Source organism: Microbacterium sp. H83, assembly GCF_001650405.1.
In the GTDB taxonomy this organism is placed as follows: domain Bacteria; phylum Actinomycetota; class Actinomycetes; order Actinomycetales; family Microbacteriaceae; genus Microbacterium.
In genome coordinates this window covers 1-21,398 of record NZ_LWCU01000030.1, presented here as the reverse complement: position 1 = coordinate 21,398, position 21,398 = coordinate 1, and the positions used below count along the sequence as shown (strand labels likewise).

Genomic DNA, 21,398 nt, shown 5'->3' with positions numbered 1-21,398 from the left:
CCCCCTCGCGGCGCGCGACCCCTGTCGTATGCATGCTCGATGAGCTGCTGCATGCCGAGATCGCCCCATTCGGCATGCACACCGATTCTCGGCATGCACACGCAAGCGAAGGAAGGACGAACCGGTTCAGGTCGGGGTTCGGGTCCGGGTTCGGGTCCGTATCCGGGTCCGGATTTGGGTTCGGGTTGCAGGCGAGACCAGGGCCGGCACGTCCGCTCTCGCCCCCTCGCGGCGCGCGACCCCTGTCGTATGCATGCTCGATGAGCTGCTGCATGCCGAGATCGCCCCATTCGGCATGCACACCGATTCTCGGCATGCACACGCAAGCGCAGGAGCGAGGGAGCGAGCGAGGACACGCGAGCGCGCGAGGGAAAAACGGTCAGGGTTCGAGGCCGGATCGCCGGCGAGACCATCGACCCAGATCACGACAACGGGCCCGCCCCCACACGGATGCCGTGCAGGAGTCGGGCCCGATGAACGGAGCGGATGCGGTCAGGCGACCTGGTCGCCGCGCAGCGCGGCCAGCTCGCGGCCGTAGGTGCGAGCATCCGTCTCGGCGTTCTCCTTGAGCTCGCGCGCGGTGTCGGCGAAGGCGTCGAGGGCCGGGTTCACGCCGACCAGGGTGAAGGGCCGCTCGACGACGCGGAGGTCGAGGCCCCAGACGTCCTCGAGCACGCGGCGGAGCCAGCCGGTGGAGTGGTCCCAGCCCTCCTTGGGAGTGCCGGGGGCGTAGTTGCCGCCGAGCACGGTCACGAGCGTGGCCGGCTTGCCGCGAAGCGCCGTGCCCTGCGGGTCGATGCGCGAGTCGGTGTAGGCCAGGTCGAACCAGGTCTTGAAGTGCTGCGAGACGCCGTAGTTGTAGAGCGGCACGGCGAAGAGCAGCGCGTCGGCGCCGATGAGCTCGTCGGCGAAGGTCGTGGCGAGGGCCCGCGCCTCGTTCTGCGCGGGGGTGCGCTGCGCCTCGTCGACGAAGCCGCCGGTGACGGCATCCGCCCAGGCGGTGGCGGGCACCGGGTCGGCCGCGAGGTCGCGGCGCGTCACGGTGGAGTCGGGGTGGGACGCGGTCCACTCGGCCTCGACGAGGTCGGCGAGCGAGCGGCTGGCGGACGACGCGGGCAGGATGCTGGCATCCAGACGGAACAGGGACATGACCGACCTTTCGTTTTTCGTAGTCACTCTGTTTTTCTTAGCGACTCGTGTAAACCTAGCACAGGTAGGATGGGGGCATGGCCGAGGTCGACGAAGAGAGTCATGTGTGCGACGCCGCCGTCACACTGGCCTTCAGCGTGCTCGGCAAGCGCTGGAACGGCATGATCGTGTCGACCCTCGGCGGCGGACCGTCTACCTTCGTGTCGCTGCGTCGGGCGGTCTCCGGCATCAGCGACACCGTGCTCTCCGACCGGCTCGCCGAGCTGGCGGATGCCGGACTCGTCGCCCGCACGGTCGACGCCGGGCCGCCGGTCACGGTGTCGTATGCGCTCACCGACAGCGGCAGGGGTCTGGTGCCGATCCTCGGCCAGCTGGGGACCTGGGCGTCCGAGAACCTCGAGGTCAGGGCGCGGTAGCCGACGGCATCCGAAGCCCGTTCACGTTCGCGCGTCGACGCCCGTCACTTCGGGGGCCGACACACCGGACGCAGGACGCGAGACGGCGACATGTCCGACGCGTGGCGCGTCGGCCCCCGGAGTGAACCGGCTACCCGCACCCCGCCCCGGGGTCACCAGGGGCTGGGCTCGTAGTCCTTCAGGAAGACGCCCTGGATGTCCTCGCCGGCCTCGCCGCGCACGATCGGGTCGTACACGCGCGCTGCTCCGTCGACGAGATCGAGCGGGGCGTGGAAGCCCTCCTCGGCCAGACGCACCTTCGTGTAGTGCGGGCGCTCGTCGGTGATCCAGCCGGTGTCGACCGCGGTCATCAGGATGCCGTCGGTCTCGAGCATCTCGCCCGCGCTCGTGCGCGTGAGCATGTTGAGCGCGGCCTTCGCCATGTTCGTGTGCGGATGCCCCGGCCCCTTGTACCGGCGCGAGAACTGCCCCTCCATCGCCGAGACGTTCACGACGTACTTGCGGCGCGACGACGACGCGGCCATCGATGCGCGCAGTCGACTGATGAGCAGGAACGGCGCGGTCGTGTTCGCGAGCTGCACCTCGAGCATCTCGAGAGGATCGACCTGGTCGACCGACTGCACCCAGCTGTTGACGCGGTTGACGTCCGGCACCAGTCCGCCGGCATCGATCGCGGTGCCGTCGGCGTGCTTCTCGAGCGACGACGATCCGGGGGCCATCGCGAGCCGCGCGAGGTCCTCGGCGGTCAGCGCCTGGCCGCCCTGCTCGGCGACCGTGCCGCCGAGGGCCGCGACCGACAGCAGTGGATGCGCGTCGACCGACGCCTGCAGGGCCTGCGGATGCGGGTCGGCGGTGTGCCCGAACGTCTCCATCTCGGGCAGCGGACCGTCGGGAAGCGGCTGCAGCTCGGCATCCGCCAGCAGGGAGTATGCACCCGGCGAGCGCCGCACGGTCTGCGCGGCGTTGTTGATGAGGATGTCGAGAGGTCCCTGTGCGGCGACGGAGTCGGCGAGGCCGATCACCTGGGCGGGGTCACGCAGATCGATGCCGACCACGCGCAGGCGGTGCAGCCAGTCCGACGCGTCGGGGAGAGCCGAGAAGCGGCGCACCGCATCGCGGGGGAAGCGGGTCGTGATCGTCGTGTGGGCGCCGTCGCGCAGCAGCCGCAGCGCGATGTGCATGCCGATCTTGGCGCGGCCTCCGGTGAGCAGCGCGCGCTTGCCGGTGAGGTCGGTGCGGGCGTTGCGCTTGCCGTGGCTGAAGCGCGCGCAGCTCGGGCAGAGCTGGTGATAGAACGCGTCGACGAGCGTGTAGGGCTGCTTGCAGATGTAGCAGTTGCGGGGCTTCAGCAGCTCGCCGGCGATCGGGGCGCCGACGACGCTGGAGGCGAGGTCGTTGCCACGGGTCTCGTCGTCGATGCGGTCAGGGGCGCCGGTCGCGGTGCGGGCGACGACGGCCTTGTCGGCCTCTGCGATCGCGTCGCGGATCTCCTTGCGGCGCACGCGCTTGACGTCCTTGAACATCGCGGCGGTCGCGTGGCGCACGGCGATGAAGTCGGGATGCTGGTTGTCGACCCTGTGCAGCTCGGACAGCACGCGGAGCGTCGTGGCGAGGTCGTCGGGGTCGATGCCCGGGCCGAGGTCGGGAGCGGCATCGGGGGCGTCGGTCATTGGGCCGATTTTACGCGAGGAACCTGGGGGTTCCGGCGGGGCGGTCCGGTCGCCGCTCGGCGCGTGGGCGTGCACGTCTCAGCATCGTCGCGCTGTCGGCGAGAGGCGGCACTCGGGATGGCGCCGGTGCACACCGGGAACGTCACGGAATCTGCTGAAATGTGCACGCGTGGAGGCGGAGAATGTCCGTATGAGCGCCTCCGATCCGCACATGCTGGGCCCCGGTCTGCTGCCGACGCCCTTCACCGCCGATGAGATCCGCGACGCGACCGGGCGAGGCACGACGATCCGCCTGCGCGTCGACCGGCCCGACGGCACGCACGCATTCCGCGTGAACAGATTCAGCGAGACGGATGCCGAGGGCGCGACGCTCGAGCGCTGGGACGCCGACTCCCCCGGTGACGTGACGTCGGGCCGCGTGACCTGGGTCGAGCTGCAGCGGCACGCGGCGTTCGAGGTCGGCACGACCTCGGTGTCGCCGGAGCGGCTCACCCTCGACCTCGGCGAGGTCGACTGCCTGCGGTACGACACGATCGACAGCACCTTCTGGTTCTCGCTCGGCCACCCGGGGCAGCCGGTGCGATGGGAGTCGGGCGGGTTCCGCACGACGGTGACGGCGATCGAGAAGGACTGACGACGCGACCAGGTCGACCCCTGCCCCGCGCGACCGCGATGGGAGGACTTCTCTGTGATGGGCGGAACCCTGTCCATGGTCCGTCCGCCCGATGGGGAGTTCTCCGCCCGACACCGTGCGCGAAAGCAGGCCGACCGCCCCTCACCGTGACGGGCGGACTTCTCCATCTCGGGCGGACTCCCACCCGGCATCCGTCCGCCCAACGGGGAGCTCTCCGCCCGAGGCGGTGCCGTCGACGCGATGCTCCGACCTGATCCGACGTGCTCGCCGACGCCCCGCATCCGCTCGCCGCGACGTCGGACCCCCGGCGTAGGGTCTGAGCATGAGCAGCCACACCCCCCTTCACGGAGTCGTCCCTTCCTACCTGCTCGCGCGCCTCGCCGAGTCGGGCCGCTACCCGCGTGCCGCCGCCGCCGCGCGCCAGACCCTGACGGCGGGCCGCCCTCCGTTCCGAGCGCGCATCGACCTGTCGATCGACGAGAACGGCGACCTCGTGGCCCAGCTCTCCGATGCGCCGAACCGCACGATCAGCGACGCCGGCAACACGCAGGACCTCCCGGGAGCCGTGGTCCGGAGCGAAGACGACGCCCCCGTCGCAGATGCCTCCGTCAACGAGGCCTTCGACGGCCTCGGCGCCACCTTCGAACTCCTCCTCACCGCGTTCGGCCGCAACTCGCTCGACGACGCCGGCGCCCCGCTCGACGCCACCGTCCACTACGGCGTCGACTACGACAACGCGTTCTGGGACGGCGAGCGCATGGTCTTCGGCGACGGCGACGGCGAGGTGTTCACGGGCTTCACCCGCTCGACCACCGTCATCGGGCACGAGCTCGCGCACGGGGTGGTCCAGCACACCGCGAACCTCGAGTACCAGGGTCAGCCCGGAGCGCTCAACGAGTCGGTCGCCGACGTGTTCGGTGCGCTGACCGAGCAGTATCTCCTCGGCCAGAACGCCGCCGACGCGACCTGGCTGATCGGAGCGGAGATCTTCACGGATGCCGTCGAAGGCGTCGCCCTGCGGTCGATGATCGAGCCCGGCACCGCCTATGACGACGACGAGCTCGGCAAGGACCCGCAGCCCGCGCACATGCGGGACTTCGTCCGCACGACCGAGGACAACGGCGGCGTGCACATCAACTCCGGCATCCCGAATCGGGCGTTCGCGGTCTTCGCGATCGACCTCGGCGGCAACGCGTGGGAGACGGCCGGAACGGTCTGGTACCGCGCCCTGACGGGGGGCCTGTCGAGTACCGCCACCTTCACGGAGTTCGCCGACGCCACCGTGGCGGCCGCGACCGAGGTGGACGAGGCCACCGCCGCAGCCGCTCGACGCGCGTGGACGACCGTGGGAGTCTATGAGGATGAGCGAGAGCGCACCTCAGACTGACGACAGGGTGGTCGTCGCCGTGGTGAGGTCGGGCGGCATCGCCGGCATCCGTCGTCAGTGGCGGGTCGAACCGGAGCCCGCCGAGACCTCCGAGTGGATCGCCATGATCGACAACTGCCCGTGGGATGCCGATGCGGGTGCCGACGCCGGTGCCGACCGGTTCGTCTGGCTGATCCGCGCCCGGACGCCGTCGGAACGCCGCGAGCGGGAACTGCCGGATTCTGCGCTGGACGGTCCGTGGCGCGACCTGGTCGACGCGGTCCGCGCCGCAGCCTCCGCCTGACGCCCGAAGGGCCCGAAGGGCCGGATCACTGCGCGGCGAGCATCCGGCATCCGGCATCCGGCATCCGATCAATCGCGTGTGAATACTCCCGCGTGGCGCTCGTGCGGGGTCAGACTGGATGCATGGGTCTGTTCCAGCACCGTCCGGAAGAACAAGAGAACCAGTGGAAGCTGCCGTCCGAGCCGCTCGAGCGCTCGGAGTCCGAGGTGCTCGAGACGTCGCCGACGGTCGATCCGCTGTCGCTCGGCATGGGCCTCGAGTCCGGAGGTTCCGTGACCTCGATCGTGTTCCCGGTGGCGCCGCCGCCTCCTGCGGCGCGATCGGTCGAGAACCGCGAGCCCGACGACGGCGACGGCGACGACAGCACCGACGACATCAGCGTCGACTGACCGGCGCAGCGCTGTCGTCCGCCCCGGCTACGGTGGGGGGATGACGATCACCGCCGCCGCAGACGGCTCCGCCCTGGGCAATCCCGGCCCGAACGGCTGGGCCTGGTACATCGACGACGCGAACTGGGCCGCCGGCGGATCACCGCACGGCACCAACAACCAGGGCGAGCTGCAGGCCGTGCTCGAGCTGCTGCGGGCGACGGCGGGCATCTCCGAGAAGCTGCTGATCGAATGCGACAGCCGCTACGTGATCGACTCGGTGACCAAGTGGATGCCGGGGTGGAAGCGCAAGGGCTGGCGCAAGTCCGACGGCGGGCCGGTGCTCAACCGCGAGCTGCTCGAAGGCATCGACGAGGCCATCCGCGGGCGCGACGTCGAGTTCTCCTGGGTCAAGGGCCACGCGGGCCACCCGCTCAACGAGGCGGCCGACGAGCGCGCGAACGCCGCAGCCAAGGCCTACCAGGCGAAGCAGGAGCCGCGCCGAGGGCCGGGTTTCACGCTCGCGACGGATGCCGGTGCCGCCGCCGCGGGATCCGCCGCGATCGCCGCGGGTGCCGGATCGACGGGTTCGGGTTCCGCGACCGTCGACGGCTGGATCGACACCGACGATGCCGCGTGGGCTGATGCGGTCGAGGCGGACGCGGTGCGCAGCGGTGCGGACGACGGCTGGTCCGCGGGATCAGGGGCGAACAGCGCCCATGCGTCGGCCGCCGCGACCGCGGGCTCCCCGGCATCCGCGGCGACCGTCGCCGAACCGCTCTGGGCGGAGGCCTCCGACCTGTTCGAGGGTCTCGACGACGAACCGGCATCCGATCCGGTCGAGCTGCGGGTGACGCTCTCGGGTGACGAGCACGCGCGCCTCGCCGACCGTGCGAAGGCTCAGGGCATCTCGCTCGAAGAGGCTCTGCGTCGGCTCATCTGACCGCCGCGTACACTCGCACCATGTCGAACACCGCACGCATGATCGGTCGTCTCTTTCTCGGTTCGTCGCTCGTCTTCGCGGGTATCTCGCACCTGACCTTCGCTCGTGACGAGTTCCGGGCGCAGGTGCCGGAGTCGGTGCCCCTCGATCCGGACACGACCGTTCTCGCATCCGGCGTCGCCGAGGTCGCGCTGGGTTCGGCGCTCCTCTTCGCCCACGGACACCGCCGCACGGTCGGCGTGATCGCGGCGCTGTTCTTCATCGCCGTCTTCCCCGGCAACGTCGCGCAGTGGATGCATCACCGCGACGGCTTCGGCCTCGACACCGACATGAAGCGCTTCGTCCGGCTGTTCTTCCAGCCCGTGCTCGTGGCGCTCGCGCTCTGGTCGACGCGTCCCGCACGCCGCTGACGGGGCCCGCCGGCGTCCGCCACCCCGCCGCGCCGCAGGTCACCTCGTCCTCCGGTTCACGATTCAGCATGAATGCCGTCGAACAGGCCGGATTCGGCTGATCTCACCCCCGGGCGGGCCGTTCGTGCTGAATCGTGCCCGCCGCGACGGAAGGCCTGAACGGAACGCGGGGCGTCAGACCGCGAGCAGCTCCCGTTCCAGCCGCTCGTACGACGCCTCCATGCCGTCGGCCATGCCGGTGGCGAGGATCATGTCGCGCGTCTCCTTGTCGGGGTACTCGACGTAGAGGGTGATGAGCGTCGCGCCGTCCTCTTCGTAGAGGTTGAGGTCGTTGAGCGTCTCGACCGGCATCCCGATCATCCGCTCCGTCTGCACCGACCGGCGCGGAGCGTCGATGAGCAGCGCCTCGCCCTCGAAGCCGAACGGCTCGCCCTCGGTGTCGCCGACCGGCGCCCAGCGGGTGCGGTAGGTCTGCCCGACCTCGGTCGCGACGGTGCACTCGGTCATCTCCCAGCCGTCCGGTCCGAGCAGCCACTGCTTCATGAGCTCGGGCTCGTTGTGCGCGCGCCACACCAGCTCGCGCGGACCCTCGACGAGACGGGTGATCCGCACGTGGGTGTCGTCCAGCAGGGTGACCTGCGTGCCTTTGCCCTGGGCGTAGTCCCGGAGGTCCTGGAGAACGGCGTCGAGCTGGCTCATCGCGAGCGTGATGCCCTCGACCTGACCCATCTCGACGACCTGCTCGAGCGCCTCGACCGAGTCGAAGTGGCTCGTGGTCACCATGCGGGTGCCGTCGGCCGTCGACTCGAACGCGAAGGACATGCGCTGCGCCGGGAATCCGTCGAGCGGCTGGCCGTTCTCGTCGGCGAACGAGTCGAGGACCTCGAAGCTCTTCGGCGCGTCGATGGAGAGGAACTCCCATGACCCCGACGAGGTCTCGCCGCGTGGACCGTTCATCGTGTAGGTCGCGCGGCCGCCGACCGTGTGGTCGAAGGAGGTGAAGGTGGCCGGCCATCCGGGAGGTCCCCAGAAGCGCTCGAGCTGACGCGGATCGCTGTACGCGCTCCAGACGCGTTCGATCGGCGCCGCGAAATCGGCGACGACGGTCATGGTGAGGGTGTCCGCATCGGTGCGGACGTCAGTGACGGGCATGTCAGTCTCCTTCTTCGTTTCGTGTGGTGTCGGTGTCGGAGGTGGTGCGCTCGGATGCCGCCGGCTCGGCCAGCAGTTCGTCGAGCCGGGCGATGCGCGACCGCCACAGCTCTTCGTATCGGGCGAGGAGCGCCCTGGCGCGGGCGATCATCTCGGGGTTCGCGCGGACGAGCCGCTCGCGTCCCTCGGCGCGCTTGACGATGAGGTCGGCCGCTTCGAGCACCGCGACATGCTTCTGCACGGCAGCGAACGACATCTCGTATTCGGAGGCGAGGGTCGAGACGGACTGCTCCCGTTCGATCGTCCGGCGCAGGATGTCGCGCCGGGTCGACGCCGCCAGTGCGTGGAACACACGGTCGATCTCCGCTTCGCTCAGTTGTCGTTGTGCAACCATTTGGTTGTACGTTATGCCTGGGCGAGAACCCTGTCAAGCGATTCATTGTGACTTGCGGCTTTAGATCGGACTAGATGCTTTACATCGGACTACCCGAGGCCGAGCCGGACTGAGTCCGATCTAAAGCAGAGTGCTGGGGGCCGCCTCCCTTCGGAGTGGCAATGAAGCCAGCTGCGGTCGCGAGGAAAGTCAGATCGTCAGGCCGACTCATGCAGGACGACGGTCAAAACGCGCGCACATCCAGACCCCGAATACGGATGGTTGGCGGTCGGCAGAACCTGCGCCGAAACCCATACACCACCCGTTTCGGCGCCCTAACGTTTCGGCAGGGGGTTACGGCGGGGCGACGCTCGGCGTGTCGCACTTCCCCAGCACCACCACGGGTGCCCGGCCGCAAACGATCGTTTTCGGTGGTAGCCCGGGCACGACATCAACAGCGAAGTCGAGGATGATTGAGTCGTGGAGATTGAGCTGCTTTATATCGCCGGTTGCCCCAGCTGGGTTGAGGCTGGCCGTCGTGTTTCTGAGGCGCTACGAGAAACAGGCCACGACGAATCGGAGGTTCACTACCGACTCATCCGGACGGAGGAGGACGCGGGCGCAGTCTCGTTCGCGGGCTCCCCCACGATCACCCTGGATGGCAACGATCTCTTTCCGGGGTCGGGGCGAAGCAATGACCTCGCCTGCCGTATTTACAGCACCCCTGCTGGGCTGGCCGGGATGCCAACGGTTGAACAGATTCGAGAGGCGCTCTCCGCTCATGGCGACTGACGAGGACGTTGCGTGCACGTGCTGCGGGCGACATCTGCCACGCAAGAAGCTGCACGCACTCGGAGACGATCGCGCTTTCATCTGTCGACGATGCGGCTGGTGGGTGGCTCTGCGCCTACATCGCGACCGCCCGCCTGCCTAAGCGTGAACTCACTCAACGGCTGCCCACGGCGATCGCGCCGATGTAGAGGGCGAGTTGATGGGTGTCCCACCACCGCACAACGGATCTCACTCGGTGCTCTCATCCCCGGCGCGGATCATGAAAACTGCTCCGGTGATCGCTGCGGCGAAGATTACGATGTCGGCGATGTTGCCGATGAACCAGTTTCCGTAGGCGAGGAAGTCCACGACGTGACCACGGGCGAATCCGGGGTCCCGGAAAAGGCGGTCGCCTGCGTGTGAGGCGGAAGCGCCGCCGAGCGCGCCGATGACGATCGCCCATCTCACGCGTTGCACTCGGAACGCGAACACGATCGCTGTGACCGTGGCGGCGACAGCGAGCAGCGCGAACACCCAGGTGAAGCCTTCCCCGAAGGAGAATGCCGCTCCGGGGTTGTAGGCGAGCTGCAAACCCAGCAGGTCACCGATCAGCGGGATGCGCTCACGGTCGGTGAGGGTCGCTTCGGCCCACACCTTGGTTCCCTGATCGATCAGCACGACGACCACGGCGATCAAGAGCGCTCCACCAGTGAGCTGCCGCCGCCGGGTCGACGACAGCTTGCGCGCAGCGGGCGGATGAGCCTCTGACTGGGAGGAGGTCATGCGAGCACCTCGATCAGACGGACGATGACCCCAGATTCGATCAGGATGAACAGGCCCAGGCCGATGAACACGGCCGGTACGAGCCAGTGCTCGACGCGCTCCAGCCCCTCGGTAACAGCCTTGTTGGTGCCGATCAGCCGGCCGGCCGCGCACCAGACCGCGACGAGGATCAGGAATACGACGATCATGATCGCGACGTCGCTGGGGGCGCTGGTGCGGAAGATCGGCGTGTAGAGGGAGATGTTGTCGGCCCCGTTGGCGATCGTGATCCCTGCGACGCCCCATAGTCCGACCGCGGTGATCTTGGAGTCGTCATCATCGTCATCGCTGTTACGGCGCAGGCCGCGAATGAGCGTCCAGATGCCGATGCCGAGCGGGATCAGACCCAGGAAACCGACCCATTCGTCCGGAACGATGGTGAGACCGAGAGCGGCGATCACGCTGATCACGACGAGGGTGATGAACCCGAGATACTGGCCCGCGACGATCTGCCACGGCCGGGGCTTCCCTCGACTGGAAGCCAGGAACAGCACGGTGAGCACGACAATGTCGTCGATGTTGGTTGCCGCGAACAGGCCGATCGCTGAACCGATAGTTGCGAGCATCAGCTTTCCAGTCGTGGCGTGCGGGTGCGTGCGGCGCGCAGACCGTTGAGGATCACGATGACCTCCGCGACCTCGTGGACCAGGACGACGGCCGCGAGCCCCAGGACGCCGAAGAGCGCGAGCGGGAGCAGTGCAGTGATGATCAGCAGCGACAGGATGATGTTCTGGTTGATGATCCGTCGACCGCGGCGGGCGTGATCGAACGCTCGCGGGATGAGGCGCAGATCATGGCCGGTGAAGGCCACGTCGGCGGATTCGATTGCCGCGTCGGAGCCGGTGGCGCCCATCGCGATACCGATGTCTGCGCCAGCGAGGGCCGGTGCGTCGTTGATTCCGTCGCCGATCATCGCGACCGGCCCCGCCTTTGACAGCTCGCCGATCGCGGTTGCCTTATCCTCGGGACGCAGTTCCGCGCGCACGTTGCTGATCCCGGCCTGCGCGGCCAGTGCACGAGCGGTGCGGGCGTTGTCTCCGGTGAGCATCGTCACGCCGACGCCTTGGTTGGTGAGCGTCCGGACTACCTCGGGGACTTCAGGGCGCAGTTCGTCGCGGACGCCGATCGCGGCGACGGGGGTTCCATCGCGGTGGACGATCACGACGGTCATGCCCTGCTCCTCCAACTCCGCGACCTGCTTCCCGAGGTCGCCCGCGTCCAGCCAGCGAGGACTGCCGACGGTGATTCTCGATCCGCCGACAGTGCCGTCGATGCCGTGCCCGGCCTGCTCGGTCACATCTGCAGCTGCCGGTGTGCCCGGGGCCGCGGCGGTGATCGCAGAGGCAAGGGGATGCGTGCTGTGCTGCTCCAGTGCGGCCGCCCAGGCCAGCGCCTGTGTCTCGGTCACGCCGTTCGCAGTGAGCACCGCGGTGACCGCAGGTTCGTTGCGGGTGAGGGTGCCGGTCTTGTCGACCGCGACGTGGCGGACCGTGCCGAAGCGCTCGAAGACGGCGCCGGACTTGATGATCACGCCGAACTTGCTTGCTGCGCCGATCGCGGCGACGACCGTCAGCGGCACCGAGATCGCCAGCGCACACGGAGAAGCGGCGACCAGCACGACAAGCGCGCGGGTGATCCACACCTCTGGATCGCCCAGCAGCGACCCGATGATCGCGACGAGCGCTGCGAGGATCAGAACGCCGGGTACGAGCGGGCGGGCGATCCTGTCCGCGAGACGTGCACGCTCGCCCTTCTCGGTCTGCGCCTTCTCGACCAGCTCCACGATCGTGGTGAGCGAGTTGTCGGTGCCCGCAGCGGTCGTTTCGACCTCCAGCGCGCCGGCGCTGTTGATCGCACCGGCCGACACCGCATCGCCGGGCTCGACCTCGACGGGGATCGACTCCCCGGTGATCGCCGAGGTGTCCAGGCTGGAGCGGCCAGAACGGACGATCCCGTCGGTTGCGATCCGCTCGCCGGGACGGACCACCATGACCTGGCCGACCGTCAGCTCTCTCGCGGGCACCTGCGCAGAGACGCCGTTCTGCAGCACGGTCGCTGTCTCCGGCACGAGCTTCAGCAGCGCCCTCAGCCCGCCCCGGGCACGGTCCATCGCCTTGTCCTCGAGCGCCTCAGCAATCGAGTACAAGAACGCCAGAGCCGCAGCCTCCTCCACGTAGCCGAGGATGACCGCGCCGATCGCGCTGATCGTCATCAGCAGCCCGATACCGAGCTTGCCCTTGAACAGTTTCCGGATCGCGCCGGGCGTGAACGTCGACGCACCGAGGAGCAGACCGGCCCAGAACAACACCAGCGCCGGGATCTCGAGGCCGGACCATTCAAGGATCAGACCGGCCAGGAATGCGACACCGGAGAAGACCGGCACCATAATCCCACGGTCCCTCCACCAGGGCCGCACAACCTCTTCGGTCTCATCCTCCGCCGCAGTGGCAGGCTGGGCAGGCTCGTGCTCGCAGCCACACGCCGCGCTCACGCGTCCGCCCCCGTCCCACAGCAGCCAGCCACCGTGCACGCAGAGTCCACGCACGGCGCGTGCTCATCGACCGCCAGCGTCACGTCCACGAGCGCGACGAGCGCAGCCGTAAGATGCGGGTCGGCGATCTCGTAACGAGTCTGGCGACCCTCCGGCTCGGCAACGACAATCCCGCAGTCACGCAGGCAGGTGAGATGGTTCGACACGTTCGAACGCGTCAGCTCCAGCTCACGAGAGAGCACAGCCGGGTAGCTCGGTCCACCGAGCAGAGACATTAGGATTCGGGAACGCGTGGGATCGGCCATGGCCCGGCCGAGCCGGTTCATGACATCGAGGCGTGAGGAAATAGTCAGCACACACTGAACTATACAGTGATTGATGACCTATTGGAACGGCTTCACCCCAGGCGACATCTCTGGGGCCTGGGTGTAAGTACATCCGGCTCACACCCCACCGAATACGCCTACCGAAACCCGCTTACGGCGCACGTTTCTGGCATTCGATCTGGTGTGCCTTCACTCACCGCGCCGCAAACGATCGTTTTCGGCAGCTCTCGCGTAAGGCTGAGGCGTAAGGTTGCCTGGTCGACCCGGACCCTGTCGACGGCGGTGATCCGGTCCGCTCGTCATGAGCGCGGTAGCCGGTCCACTCGTCGCAAGGGTGGTGCCGACGCCCCACTAATCGTCGAGACGGTCGAGAATCTCATTCATCTGGTCGATCTCTTCCTGCTGTGACGAGATGATCTGCTCACAGAGATCTTGGATCTCCGGGTCGCTGATGTCTGATTGCTCACACACCAGAATCGCTCGAGAGTGATGCGGGATCATGGAACGGAGGAACTGGTCGTTACCGACGAACGCTTCCGAGCGTCCCATGAAGAAGGCGACAAGGAAAAGCGCGGCGAAACCTACGAGCAAGCTGATGTTCGCGGCCTTGTTCGGGAACATCTTCCACATGACGATGACCATGATGATGCCCATGGGGAAGACCATCATCAGTGCCATGTAGAGGTTGCTGATGTTGAGGAAGAGATCGTCCAGGACGTTGATCATCGCAAACGTGAGGAAGTACATCACAACGAAGCTGAGCGATAGCGAGACGGCGAGCTTAAGGTAGCTCGACATCCCGCCCTGATTCTTCCCCTGGGAGTGGCCGGCCGGCGGGCGTGAACCGTTGTCGGCGTGCTGGCTTGTCATAGCGACTCCAGCAGTGCAACGCACGCCTGTTCGCAGCGTCGGCATGCCTCAGCGCAGATCGTGCAGTGTTCGTGCATGGTGTGCTGTTTACATTCGTTAGCACAGCTCAGGCACGCCGCTCGGCAAGCTTCGAGCGCGGCACGGGTGACGCTGGCGTCGTGCCCGGTGCGACGGGAGAGGATCCGGGCGGTGGTTATGCAAAGGTCTGCACAGTCCTGGTTCGCGCGAATGCACTTGATTAGGTCAGCAACCGTGTCCTCGCTGAGGCAAGCGTCGGCACATGCGGTGCAGGCTTGCGCGCACGCGAGACACGCGTCGATGCAGTCGACGAGCTTCTTCTGATCAATTCCGCCCAGATCTTTCGGATACGTGCTGAGCATTTCTTCGGTGACGGTCATGAGAGAACTCCTTTCGTGAGCCACGAAAGTACGCTCGCATCGCCCGCGCACTGAGGCCCTTGAATACCCCGCTGGGGTCTGGTAACCCGGTATTGATAAGCCGCCGCGCTGCGCAGATCAGCCTGTGAGCTGAACAGAGTCGGCGACCACGTTCGCCTAGCGGGAATAGAAGCGAAAACATTGAGTTACATACCCCCAGGGGGTATGCTCGAGGCATGAACGGGTACGACGGAAGCAAGGACGACCTGCGCAAGCGGTTGAATCGCGTCGAAGGCCAGGTGCGGGGGATCTCCCGGATGGTTGATGAGGACAAGTACTGCATCGACATCCTTACGCAGGTCTCTGCGGCGACGAAGGCCCTGGAGACGGTGGCGTTGTCGTTGCTGAGCGATCATCTGAGTCACTGCGTCGCTCAGGCAAGTGCTGAGGGTGGCGACTTCGCAGCGGAGAAGGTTCGTGAGGCCAACGAAGCCATCGCCCGCCTGGTTCGTTCATGACCACACGTCTGTTTAGTAAAGGAGAACACCATGACTGATCGCATCGAGCTGAGACTGACGGATGCGAACGCTGGTTGCGCATGCTGCGCTGCCCCATCGAACACAGAGACAGCCGTCCACGACGATTCTGCGGTCACATCGGAGGTGCTCGTCGACGGGATGACATGCTCGCATTGCGCATCGAGCGTCAGTGAGGAGCTGGGCGCTGTCGACGGTGTCGAGTCCGTCACCGTGGATCTCAACGCGGGTGGCACCTCCCGGGTGACCATCCGCAGCACCGCCCCGGTTGACCCCGCCGCTGTGAAGGCTGCGGTGGAGGAGGCCGGCTACGCTCTCGCGACCAGCCAGCCCTGAGTTGCATCTTTCGGCGTCCGGCTTACCCCGGGCGCACCTGAGCAAGGAGTCTCCGATGAGCCAGCACGACGAACACACCGATCACACCGCGCACCGCAACCACACGGCGGCGGCAACGACGGAGCACGACCATGGGGCGATGAGCCACGATCACGCTGCACCGCACGAAGACACCGGGCACGGCGGCCACGAAGATCACGCCGGTCACGGCGGGCATGGCGGCCACGGGGATCATGTGGGGCAGTTCCGGCGCCTGTTCTGGATCATGCTGCTCCTCGCCGTGCCGGTGGTCGGATTCTCGACGATGTTCTCGATGATCCTGGGGTACCCGCTGCCGGACGCGGCGTGGGTCGCGTGGGTGTCACCGGCTCTCGGAACGGTGATGTACGTGTGGGGCGGTGCCCCGTTCCTGACCGGTGCGGTCGGTGAACTTCGTGCCCGCAAACCGGGGATGATGCTGCTGATCGCCCTCGCGATCACCGTGGCGTTCCTCGCCTCCTGGGGGGCGAGCATCGGGCTGCTGCACCACGAGCTGGATTTCTGGTGGGAGCTGGCGCTGCTGATCGTGATCATGCTGCTCGGCCACTGGATCGAGATGCGTTCCCTCGCCCAGACGACGTCGGCGTTGGATTCCCTCGCCGCATTGCTGCCCGACGAGGCGGAGAAGGTCGACGGAGACACCACTGTCACCGTCGCACCGGCTGATCTGCAGGTCGGAGACGTGGTGGTGGTGCGTCCGGGCGGGCGGGTCCCCGCGGATGGGCGGATCGTGCAGGGTTCGGCCAGCATGGACGAGTCGATGATCACCGGAGAGTCTCGGCCGGTGCGCCGCAGCGATGGTGACCCGGTAATCGCTGGAACCGTAGCCACCGATTCCGGGGTGCGGGTAGAGATCACCGCCATTGGTGAAGACACCGCACTCGCGGGCATCCAGAAACTGGTCACGGAGGCGCAGAGTTCATCGTCGCGGGCGCAACGACTCGCGGATAAGGCAGCGGGGTGGCTGTTCTGGTTCGCGCTCGGCGCTGCCGCGATCACCGCGATTGTGTGGACTCTCGTCGGCCAGCCCGAGGCAGCCGTGATCCGCACCATCACCGTGCTGGTCATCGCCTGCCCGCACGCGCTGGGTCTCGCGATCCCACTGGTCGTGTCGATAGCGACCGAACGCGCCGCCCGTGGAGGTGTGCTGATCAAGGATCGTCTCGCCCTGGAGAGCATGCGCACCGTCGACACGATCCTGTTCGACAAGACCGGCACGCTCACCAAGGGCACCCCCGCCGTGACCGCGATCGATCCCGTCACAGGGGCCGACGCCGATCAGCTGCTCGCGTGGGCGGCGGCCGCGGAAGCGGACTCCGAGCACCCCCTCGCCCGTGCGATCGTCAACGCAGCGAAAGAGAAGAACCTCACCGTTCCGCGATCGACCGATTTTGAATCCTCCCCCGCCGTGGGGGTGCGTGCCCGTGTCGACGGACACGTCGTGCAGGTCGGCGGCCCGTACATGCTCGAGCAAGAACACGCCGTTGAGCTGCCGGTTGCCGACGAGTGGCGCGGTGAGGGTGCGATCATCCTCCACGTGCTCGTTGACGGTCAGGTGACGGGCGCGCTGCGCCTGGCGGATGAGATCCGGTCCGAGTCGCGTCACGCGGTCGATGCGCTCCACGAACGGGGCGTGCAGGTGGTGATGATCACCGGTGACGCCGATGCGGTCGCCGCGTCCGTCGCCGGCGAGCTGGGTATCGACCGGTACTTCGCCGGGGTCCGTCCGGAGGACAAGGCCTCCAAGGTGAAAGAACTGCAACACGAAGGCCGCAAGGTCGCGATGGTCGGTGACGGCGTGAACGACGCCCCCGCCCTCGCCCAGGCGGACGTGGGGATTGCGATCGGTGCCGGAACGGACGTCGCGATTGCCTCAGCGGGTGTCATCCTCGCCAGCGACGACCCTCGATCGGTGATCTCCGTGATTGAGCTGTCGCGGGCGAGTTACCGGAAGATGAAACAGAACCTCTGGTGGGCCGCCGGGTACAACCTGCTCTCCGTCCCCCTCGCGGCCGGTGTGCTCGCCCCCGTCGGATTCGTGTTGCCGATGTCCGTCGGTGCGGTGCTGATGTCACTGTCCACGATCGTTGTCGCGCTGAATGCGCAGTTGCTGCGACGGCTGAACCTCAGCCCGGACGCCGTCGTCGACAAGTAGGCGTCAGGGGCGGCGGCGACGTACCCTGGAAGAAAGGGAGGTGGGACAGTGTTGATGACGATCGCACGGCGCGTGCAAGACCAGCGCACCCTCACCCGCACCCTCCTGACCGTCGTCGCCGTCGCCTTTTCCGTGATCTTCGGGCTTCTGGCGATGCACTCGATGAACACGCACACCATGCCCTCCGGGCACAGTGAGACCATCGCCGTCGCACCCGCGCATGCCGACGCTCACCCCGCGCACGCCTCAGGCGACGCCGCAGCGGTGGTCGAGGCGGGGTGCGCCACGTGTTCTGACGATCACGGCATGGCGTGGATGGCCTGCGTTCTCGCGCTCCTCATTGTCGTCGTGCTGCTCGCCCGGCCGTCCGCCTGGTGGCGAGCCGTCGCGCACTCCCTGGGAACGCCCGTGTCCCGCCTACACCTCCGGGATGCGCTGCATCCGCTGCGGCCTCCGTCTCTCACCGTTCTCTGCATCAGTCGCACGTGATGGCAGGCGCGCCCGCCTTCTGCGGGTAACGCCCTTGCCCAGCCTCTCTCGCTGGGCACCCTCATCGACTTTTGGAGAACCCATCATGAAGACCCGTTTTGCGGCGACCGCCGCACTCACCCTCGCCGCAGTGCTTGGACTCGCCGGCTGCGCCGGTAACACCTCGGGCGGCGGCGACATGCCCGGTATGAACCACGAAAGCAGCAGCTCCGCCCCGGCCTCCGCGGACGCCAATGACGCCGACATCATGTTCGCCAGCATGATGAAGGAGCACCACGCCCAGGCCATCGACATGTCCGACATGCTTCTCAGCAAGGAGGGCGTCGACGAACGTGTCGTCGCCCTTGCGGAAGAGATCAAGGCCGCGCAGGAGCCCGAAATCCAGAAGATGGACCAGTGGCTCGAAGAGTGGGGCGCTGACACTTCCGACATGGAGGGAATGGATCACGGCGGCGGCATGATGTCCGAAGAGGACATGCAGGCTCTCGAGGACGCCACCGGTGCGGACGCCAGCCGCCTGTTCCTCGAGCAGATGATTCAGCACCACGAGGGTGCCGTCGAGATGGCCCAAGAAGAGGTCGACAACGGCCAGAACAGCGACGCGATCGCTCTGGCCGAGACGATCATCGAGGCGCAGACCACGGAGATCGCCACGATGAAAGACCTCCTCGACACACTCTGATCTACCTTCGGGGGTGCGGCGCTCGCCCGCACCCCCGAACTGGCCTTCTCGCAGTAACCCACGCCACCGCGCTGGTGCCATGTCGCGACTCTCATTCGCGTACCGCTCGCGCACCTGCATGCATTTCTTCACGTCGGAGTCTCATGAACCGCCACTCGCCCCTACCCGCTTTCGCGATCGCTCTCGCAGCCGTCGCCCTCACCGGCTGCGCCGTGCCGCAGGCCTCCGGCACCAACGCGGTCCCCCCCGTTATCCAACACATTCACGGTGTTGCCGCTGACCCCCGCGGTGAGGACCTCTTCATAGCCACCCACGGAGGACTCTTCACCCTCACGCCCGAGGGTGCGATCACCGGCCCCATCGGAGGCCACGACTTCGACGCGATGGGCTTCACCGTCCTCGACGACGCCCTCTTCGCATCCGGTCACCCGGGCACACAGACACCCGCAGAGCTCGGCTCCCCGAACCTAGGTGTCATTCGTAGTGACGACTTCGGCGAATCGTGGTCACCGATCGCCCTCACTGGCAGTACGGACTTCCATGTCCTCACCGCCGGACCAGACGGCACTCTCTACGGGATCGCCTCCGATGGCGTCGATCTGCTCATCAGCACTGACGACGGTCTCGAATGGACCCGCGGCGCAACACTTGCCGCGGCAGACCTCGCCGCCACCGGCGACGGTCTCTACGCCGCCGCGGAAGAAGGACTGCTCCTCAGCACCGACAACGGCGCCACCTTCACCCCCGTCGCCGACGCCCCGCTGCTCTACACACTCGACGCCAAACCCAATGGCTCGCTCGCAGGAGTCGGAACCGATGGCGCCCTCTGGTCACAGAACACCGAAGGAACATGGCAACGCCTCGACGCGCTTCAAGGGGCCGCTCAGGCCTTCACCGCGATCGATGACGAACGCTTCATCGTTGTCGACGACCGCGGCATCGTCCAGATCACAGCCGACGACACAACCATCCTCGCCCCCGCCAGGTAGAGAACGCCACCACCAGAACGGCCACCCATGGTCCCCCGCCGCAATCCCTTCCGACGCATATCCGTCTTCATCGCGTGCGCCACAGTCCTCGCCCTGCTTCTCGCCCTTGCGAGCTTCTACCTCATCGGAGCCATATTCAGATGACCCGCCACCTGCACCCAGCTCGGCACCGTCCACGAGCACACGTTCCCACGCGCACCAGCCACATGTCCCCACAGCGGCGTCACGATCGCCTCGTACGTATCGGGGCCTTCCTTCTCCTGGCCGCCGTCGCACTGATCGCAACTCATCTCCTCATCGACACAACCGTTCCAGACCAACGGTCACTCTGGGCATACACGCTCGGAAGCTACGAAACAGCGTTCATCCTCGCGATCGTCGGACTGGCGCTCGTGCTGCGTGAACCCCCGGGAGGCGCGGATGAATCTCAATGACTACTGGACCAACGCCTTTTGGTCCGTCATCCCCACGATCGCCGTCGTCGCAGCATTCTGGTTCGTCCTGCGGTCCATCATCAGAGCCGACCGCAACGAACGAAAAGCACACGCCAAGATCGAGCAACAACTCCGCGCGGAACGAAACCATCCTCGCCAACTCGCATCGGCGGACGACGAGCGAGACCCGCTACCTGAACGCCGGAAACGTCTGCCGAAAGCAGATACCGGCGAACGTTAACGGCGGGCGCACGATGACGGGCGACGCGAAATCGCCGGAAACGATCGTTTTCGGCGGGTCGTCTGCTGCACGCTCCCTCCTGCTGTGCTCACTCGCGTCTTCAGCGGGAGATTTTGGAAAGCGGAGATGGGTCCGAGGCCTCGCTTGCGGCACCACCAGTAGAACCGAATGCGAAACCACGCCGCAAACGATCGTGTACGGCGGGCGGCACCGAACCGTGAGGTTGCTCAACATTTTCTTGCGAGAGGCGAGGGGAAGTCTGCAATGTCGGACATATGAGGGATCGTGGTGACTATGAGCTGACCAGGATCGTGAGGGAACGCTATGACCGGTAACGACGAGCCCGAAGGGCATTCGTCCCCCGATCGCGTTCCTACTCTCATCGCGTGGGCAACGGATCAGGCCTGGCTGGCCGAGGCAGACCGCGATCGCGCCGAGGAACGTTTCGACCGGCTCGCTGGAGACCGCGAACTCGCGACCGCACTCCAGGCCAGCGGATACCGTGGCCGGAACTACGATCTGTTCGCGAATGAGATCGCGAAGTACGGGTGGGCTGTCATCCGCGGGTGGATCTACAAAGGGCAGATTCGTGGCGAGGTGAAGCGAAAAGGCTTCGGCGCACTGGAGCCTGAGCCCCGCCCGGGCTCGATGATCGAAGAGGCCGAGAGCCTGGCGGATGAGACGATCGTGCTCGCCCTCACCGCGTTCCGAGACAAGGTGCTCGTCCCGGGCAAGTGGGACCCCGCCAAGGGAGCTTTGGACTGACCCCGTCTTGTAGGTCCAGTCGTTGTGTGAGTCGTCCTGTCGCCCGAGGGTTCGGGCAGGGAGACTGGTCAGATCATGACGAACAGCAGGAAGCGTCACACCCCGGAGCAGGTCGTCCGAAAGCTCGGGCAGGCCGACAGGATGCTCGCCGACGGCGCGGACGTCGCCGCGGTGTGTCGGGAGCTCGGCGTGTCCGAGCAGACGTACTACCGGTGGCGGAACCAGTACGGCGGCCTGAAGGCCGACGACGCGAAGCGTCTCAAGGAGCTCGAGAAGCAGAACGCCACTCT

27 protein-coding genes are annotated in these 21,398 nt (G+C 67.0%); 17 read left to right on the top strand and 10 right to left on the bottom strand.

The features are described 5' to 3' along the window. Positions 1-492: 492 nt before the first annotated feature. The gene (locus tag A4X16_RS12450; protein ID WP_067121009.1) at positions 493-1,149 is read right to left on the bottom strand and encodes an FMN-dependent NADH-azoreductase; all 657 of its coding nucleotides are present in this window, start codon (positions 1,147-1,149) and stop codon (positions 493-495) included. A gap of 77 nt (positions 1,150-1,226) precedes the next feature. Here A4X16_RS12450 and A4X16_RS12445 point away from each other — a divergent pair, with 77 nt between their 5' ends. Further along, positions 1,227-1,565: a winged helix-turn-helix transcriptional regulator gene (locus A4X16_RS12445; protein WP_067121007.1), complete on the top strand. Its 339-nt coding sequence runs from the start codon at positions 1,227-1,229 to the stop codon at positions 1,563-1,565. Positions 1,566-1,717: 152 nt separating this feature from the next. Here A4X16_RS12445 and A4X16_RS12440 read toward each other — a convergent pair whose 3' ends face one another. Then, on the bottom strand, positions 1,718-3,235 hold the full coding sequence (locus tag A4X16_RS12440; protein ID WP_067121005.1) for an SDR family NAD(P)-dependent oxidoreductase: 1,518 nt from the start codon (positions 3,233-3,235) through the stop codon (positions 1,718-1,720). 190 nt (positions 3,236-3,425) lie between these two features. On the opposite strand from A4X16_RS12440, the gene A4X16_RS12435 reads away from it, so the two are divergent. The 6 genes from A4X16_RS12435 (at position 3,426) to A4X16_RS12410 (ending at position 7,260) form a co-directional block, all read left to right on the top strand. Then, the gene (locus tag A4X16_RS12435; protein WP_067121003.1) at positions 3,426-3,869 is read left to right on the top strand and encodes a hypothetical protein; all 444 of its coding nucleotides are present in this window, start codon (positions 3,426-3,428) and stop codon (positions 3,867-3,869) included. A 322-nt stretch (positions 3,870-4,191) separates the two neighbouring features. Further along, entirely contained in the window at positions 4,192-5,256 is a 1,065-nt protein-coding gene (locus tag A4X16_RS12430; protein ID WP_067121001.1) for a M4 family metallopeptidase, read from the top strand. Next, a complete protein-coding gene (locus tag A4X16_RS12425; protein ID WP_067120999.1) occupies positions 5,231-5,539 on the top strand; it encodes a protealysin inhibitor emfourin in 309 nt (102 codons plus the stop codon). The genes A4X16_RS12430 and A4X16_RS12425 overlap by 26 nt, the downstream gene beginning before the upstream one ends. A gap of 122 nt (positions 5,540-5,661) precedes the next feature. Continuing rightward, positions 5,662-5,928: a hypothetical protein gene (locus A4X16_RS12420; protein WP_067120998.1), complete on the top strand. Its 267-nt coding sequence runs from the start codon at positions 5,662-5,664 to the stop codon at positions 5,926-5,928. 40 nt (positions 5,929-5,968) lie between these two features. Continuing rightward, complete coding sequence (locus A4X16_RS12415; protein WP_067120996.1) at positions 5,969-6,850, top strand: ribonuclease H family protein; 882 nt, start codon at positions 5,969-5,971, stop codon at positions 6,848-6,850. Positions 6,851-6,870: 20 nt separating this feature from the next. Further along, on the top strand, positions 6,871-7,260 hold the full coding sequence (locus A4X16_RS12410; protein WP_067120994.1) for a DoxX family protein: 390 nt from the start codon (positions 6,871-6,873) through the stop codon (positions 7,258-7,260). Positions 7,261-7,434: 174 nt separating this feature from the next. Here the strand turns inward: A4X16_RS12410 and A4X16_RS12405 are convergent, their stop codons facing one another. Both A4X16_RS12405 and A4X16_RS12400 read right to left on the bottom strand, forming a co-directional pair. Further along, positions 7,435-8,412: an SRPBCC family protein gene (locus A4X16_RS12405; protein WP_067120992.1), complete on the bottom strand. Its 978-nt coding sequence runs from the start codon at positions 8,410-8,412 to the stop codon at positions 7,435-7,437. A 1-nt stretch (position 8,413) separates the two neighbouring features. Next, positions 8,414-8,806: an ArsR/SmtB family transcription factor gene (locus A4X16_RS12400; RefSeq protein WP_067120991.1), complete on the bottom strand. Its 393-nt coding sequence runs from the start codon at positions 8,804-8,806 to the stop codon at positions 8,414-8,416. Positions 8,807-9,265: 459 nt separating this feature from the next. Between A4X16_RS12400 and A4X16_RS17545 the strand changes: the two genes are divergently transcribed. Further along, positions 9,266-9,577, top strand: coding sequence for a hypothetical protein (locus A4X16_RS17545; RefSeq protein ID WP_029153956.1), 312 nt, complete (start codon positions 9,266-9,268; stop codon positions 9,575-9,577). Between the two features lie 228 nt (positions 9,578-9,805). On the opposite strand, the gene A4X16_RS12395 is transcribed toward A4X16_RS17545, so the two are convergent. The 6 genes from A4X16_RS12395 to A4X16_RS17540 form a co-directional block, all read right to left on the bottom strand. After that, on the bottom strand, positions 9,806-10,339 hold the full coding sequence (locus A4X16_RS12395; protein WP_029264099.1) for a signal peptidase II: 534 nt from the start codon (positions 10,337-10,339) through the stop codon (positions 9,806-9,808). Then, entirely contained in the window at positions 10,336-10,944 is a 609-nt protein-coding gene (locus tag A4X16_RS12390; protein WP_036275918.1) for a cadmium resistance transporter, read from the bottom strand. Before A4X16_RS12390 ends, A4X16_RS12395 begins: the two co-directional genes overlap by 4 nt. Continuing rightward, on the bottom strand, positions 10,944-12,869 hold the full coding sequence (locus A4X16_RS12385; protein WP_197491836.1) for a heavy metal translocating P-type ATPase: 1,926 nt from the start codon (positions 12,867-12,869) through the stop codon (positions 10,944-10,946). Before A4X16_RS12385 ends, A4X16_RS12390 begins: the two co-directional genes overlap by 1 nt. After that, positions 12,866-13,225, bottom strand: coding sequence for a Cd(II)/Pb(II)-sensing metalloregulatory transcriptional regulator CmtR (gene cmtR, locus A4X16_RS12380; protein WP_036275916.1), 360 nt, complete (start codon positions 13,223-13,225; stop codon positions 12,866-12,868). Before cmtR ends, A4X16_RS12385 begins: the two co-directional genes overlap by 4 nt. A gap of 321 nt (positions 13,226-13,546) precedes the next feature. Further along, a complete protein-coding gene (locus tag A4X16_RS12375; RefSeq protein WP_200838872.1) occupies positions 13,547-14,065 on the bottom strand; it encodes a DUF305 domain-containing protein in 519 nt (172 codons plus the stop codon). After that, positions 14,062-14,463, bottom strand: a complete 402-nt coding sequence (locus tag A4X16_RS17540; RefSeq protein WP_082914447.1) for a four-helix bundle copper-binding protein — start codon at positions 14,461-14,463, stop codon at positions 14,062-14,064. Before A4X16_RS17540 ends, A4X16_RS12375 begins: the two co-directional genes overlap by 4 nt. Positions 14,464-14,678: 215 nt before the next feature. On the opposite strand from A4X16_RS17540, the gene A4X16_RS12370 reads away from it, so the two are divergent. The 9 genes from A4X16_RS12370 to A4X16_RS12330 all read left to right on the top strand — a co-directional run. Next, entirely contained in the window at positions 14,679-14,960 is a 282-nt protein-coding gene (locus A4X16_RS12370) for a metal-sensitive transcriptional regulator (protein WP_053095982.1), read from the top strand. A gap of 30 nt (positions 14,961-14,990) precedes the next feature. Further along, the gene (locus A4X16_RS12365) at positions 14,991-15,314 is read left to right on the top strand and encodes a heavy-metal-associated domain-containing protein (RefSeq protein ID WP_067120989.1); all 324 of its coding nucleotides are present in this window, start codon (positions 14,991-14,993) and stop codon (positions 15,312-15,314) included. Positions 15,315-15,369: 55 nt separating this feature from the next. Then, the gene (locus A4X16_RS12355) at positions 15,370-17,508 is read left to right on the top strand and encodes a heavy metal translocating P-type ATPase (protein WP_426622463.1); all 2,139 of its coding nucleotides are present in this window, start codon (positions 15,370-15,372) and stop codon (positions 17,506-17,508) included. Between the two features lie 54 nt (positions 17,509-17,562). Then, entirely contained in the window at positions 17,563-17,997 is a 435-nt protein-coding gene (locus A4X16_RS12350; RefSeq protein ID WP_067121011.1) for a DUF6153 family protein, read from the top strand. 85 nt (positions 17,998-18,082) lie between these two features. After that, a complete protein-coding gene (locus tag A4X16_RS12345; protein ID WP_067120987.1) occupies positions 18,083-18,679 on the top strand; it encodes a DUF305 domain-containing protein in 597 nt (198 codons plus the stop codon). Positions 18,680-18,891: 212 nt separating this feature from the next. Next, the gene (locus A4X16_RS12340) at positions 18,892-19,668 is read left to right on the top strand and encodes a F510_1955 family glycosylhydrolase (protein WP_231880357.1); all 777 of its coding nucleotides are present in this window, start codon (positions 18,892-18,894) and stop codon (positions 19,666-19,668) included. Positions 19,669-20,088: 420 nt separating this feature from the next. Further along, positions 20,089-20,343: a hypothetical protein gene (locus tag A4X16_RS17535; RefSeq protein WP_081859903.1), complete on the top strand. Its 255-nt coding sequence runs from the start codon at positions 20,089-20,091 to the stop codon at positions 20,341-20,343. 324 nt (positions 20,344-20,667) lie between these two features. Continuing rightward, positions 20,668-21,108, top strand: a complete 441-nt coding sequence (locus A4X16_RS12335) for a hypothetical protein (RefSeq protein ID WP_231880356.1) — start codon at positions 20,668-20,670, stop codon at positions 21,106-21,108. 75 nt (positions 21,109-21,183) lie between these two features. Continuing rightward, on the top strand, positions 21,184-21,398 hold a 215-nt coding region (locus A4X16_RS12330; RefSeq protein WP_067120983.1), incomplete at its 3' end, for a transposase.

What these genes read in the sequence shown, in the direction of transcription:
- A4X16_RS12390 (WP_036275918.1), bottom strand. Translation starts at nt 10,944, where the DNA reads ATGCTCGCAACTATCGGTTCAGCGATCGGCCTGTTCGCGGCAACCAAC.
- A4X16_RS12345 (WP_067120987.1), top strand. Translation starts at nt 18,083, where the DNA reads ATGAAGACCCGTTTTGCGGCGACCGCCGCACTCACCCTCGCCGCAGTG.
- A4X16_RS17540 (WP_082914447.1), bottom strand. Translation starts at nt 14,463, where the DNA reads ATGACCGTCACCGAAGAAATGCTCAGCACGTATCCGAAAGATCTGGGC.
- A4X16_RS12425 (WP_067120999.1), top strand. Translation starts at nt 5,231, where the DNA reads ATGAGCGAGAGCGCACCTCAGACTGACGACAGGGTGGTCGTCGCCGTG.
- A4X16_RS12435 (WP_067121003.1), top strand. Translation starts at nt 3,426, where the DNA reads ATGAGCGCCTCCGATCCGCACATGCTGGGCCCCGGTCTGCTGCCGACG.
- A4X16_RS12400 (WP_067120991.1), bottom strand. Translation starts at nt 8,806, where the DNA reads ATGGTTGCACAACGACAACTGAGCGAAGCGGAGATCGACCGTGTGTTC.
- A4X16_RS12395 (WP_029264099.1), bottom strand. Translation starts at nt 10,339, where the DNA reads ATGACCTCCTCCCAGTCAGAGGCTCATCCGCCCGCTGCGCGCAAGCTG.
- A4X16_RS12405 (WP_067120992.1), bottom strand. Translation starts at nt 8,412, where the DNA reads ATGCCCGTCACTGACGTCCGCACCGATGCGGACACCCTCACCATGACC.
- A4X16_RS12365 (WP_067120989.1), top strand. Translation starts at nt 14,991, where the DNA reads ATGACTGATCGCATCGAGCTGAGACTGACGGATGCGAACGCTGGTTGC.
- A4X16_RS12350 (WP_067121011.1), top strand. Translation starts at nt 17,563, where the DNA reads ATGACGATCGCACGGCGCGTGCAAGACCAGCGCACCCTCACCCGCACC.
- A4X16_RS12375 (WP_200838872.1), bottom strand. Translation starts at nt 14,065, where the DNA reads ATGACAAGCCAGCACGCCGACAACGGTTCACGCCCGCCGGCCGGCCAC.
- A4X16_RS12410 (WP_067120994.1), top strand. Translation starts at nt 6,871, where the DNA reads ATGTCGAACACCGCACGCATGATCGGTCGTCTCTTTCTCGGTTCGTCG.
- A4X16_RS12450 (WP_067121009.1), bottom strand. Translation starts at nt 1,149, where the DNA reads ATGTCCCTGTTCCGTCTGGATGCCAGCATCCTGCCCGCGTCGTCCGCC.
- A4X16_RS12430 (WP_067121001.1), top strand. Translation starts at nt 4,192, where the DNA reads ATGAGCAGCCACACCCCCCTTCACGGAGTCGTCCCTTCCTACCTGCTC.
- A4X16_RS17535 (WP_081859903.1), top strand. Translation starts at nt 20,089, where the DNA reads ATGAATCTCAATGACTACTGGACCAACGCCTTTTGGTCCGTCATCCCC.
- A4X16_RS12355 (WP_426622463.1), top strand. Translation starts at nt 15,370, where the DNA reads ATGAGCCAGCACGACGAACACACCGATCACACCGCGCACCGCAACCAC.
- A4X16_RS12420 (WP_067120998.1), top strand. Translation starts at nt 5,662, where the DNA reads ATGGGTCTGTTCCAGCACCGTCCGGAAGAACAAGAGAACCAGTGGAAG.
- A4X16_RS12335 (WP_231880356.1), top strand. Translation starts at nt 20,668, where the DNA reads ATGACCGGTAACGACGAGCCCGAAGGGCATTCGTCCCCCGATCGCGTT.
- A4X16_RS12440 (WP_067121005.1), bottom strand. Translation starts at nt 3,235, where the DNA reads ATGACCGACGCCCCCGATGCCGCTCCCGACCTCGGCCCGGGCATCGAC.
- A4X16_RS12415 (WP_067120996.1), top strand. Translation starts at nt 5,969, where the DNA reads ATGACGATCACCGCCGCCGCAGACGGCTCCGCCCTGGGCAATCCCGGC.
- A4X16_RS12370 (WP_053095982.1), top strand. Translation starts at nt 14,679, where the DNA reads ATGAACGGGTACGACGGAAGCAAGGACGACCTGCGCAAGCGGTTGAAT.
- A4X16_RS12445 (WP_067121007.1), top strand. Translation starts at nt 1,227, where the DNA reads ATGGCCGAGGTCGACGAAGAGAGTCATGTGTGCGACGCCGCCGTCACA.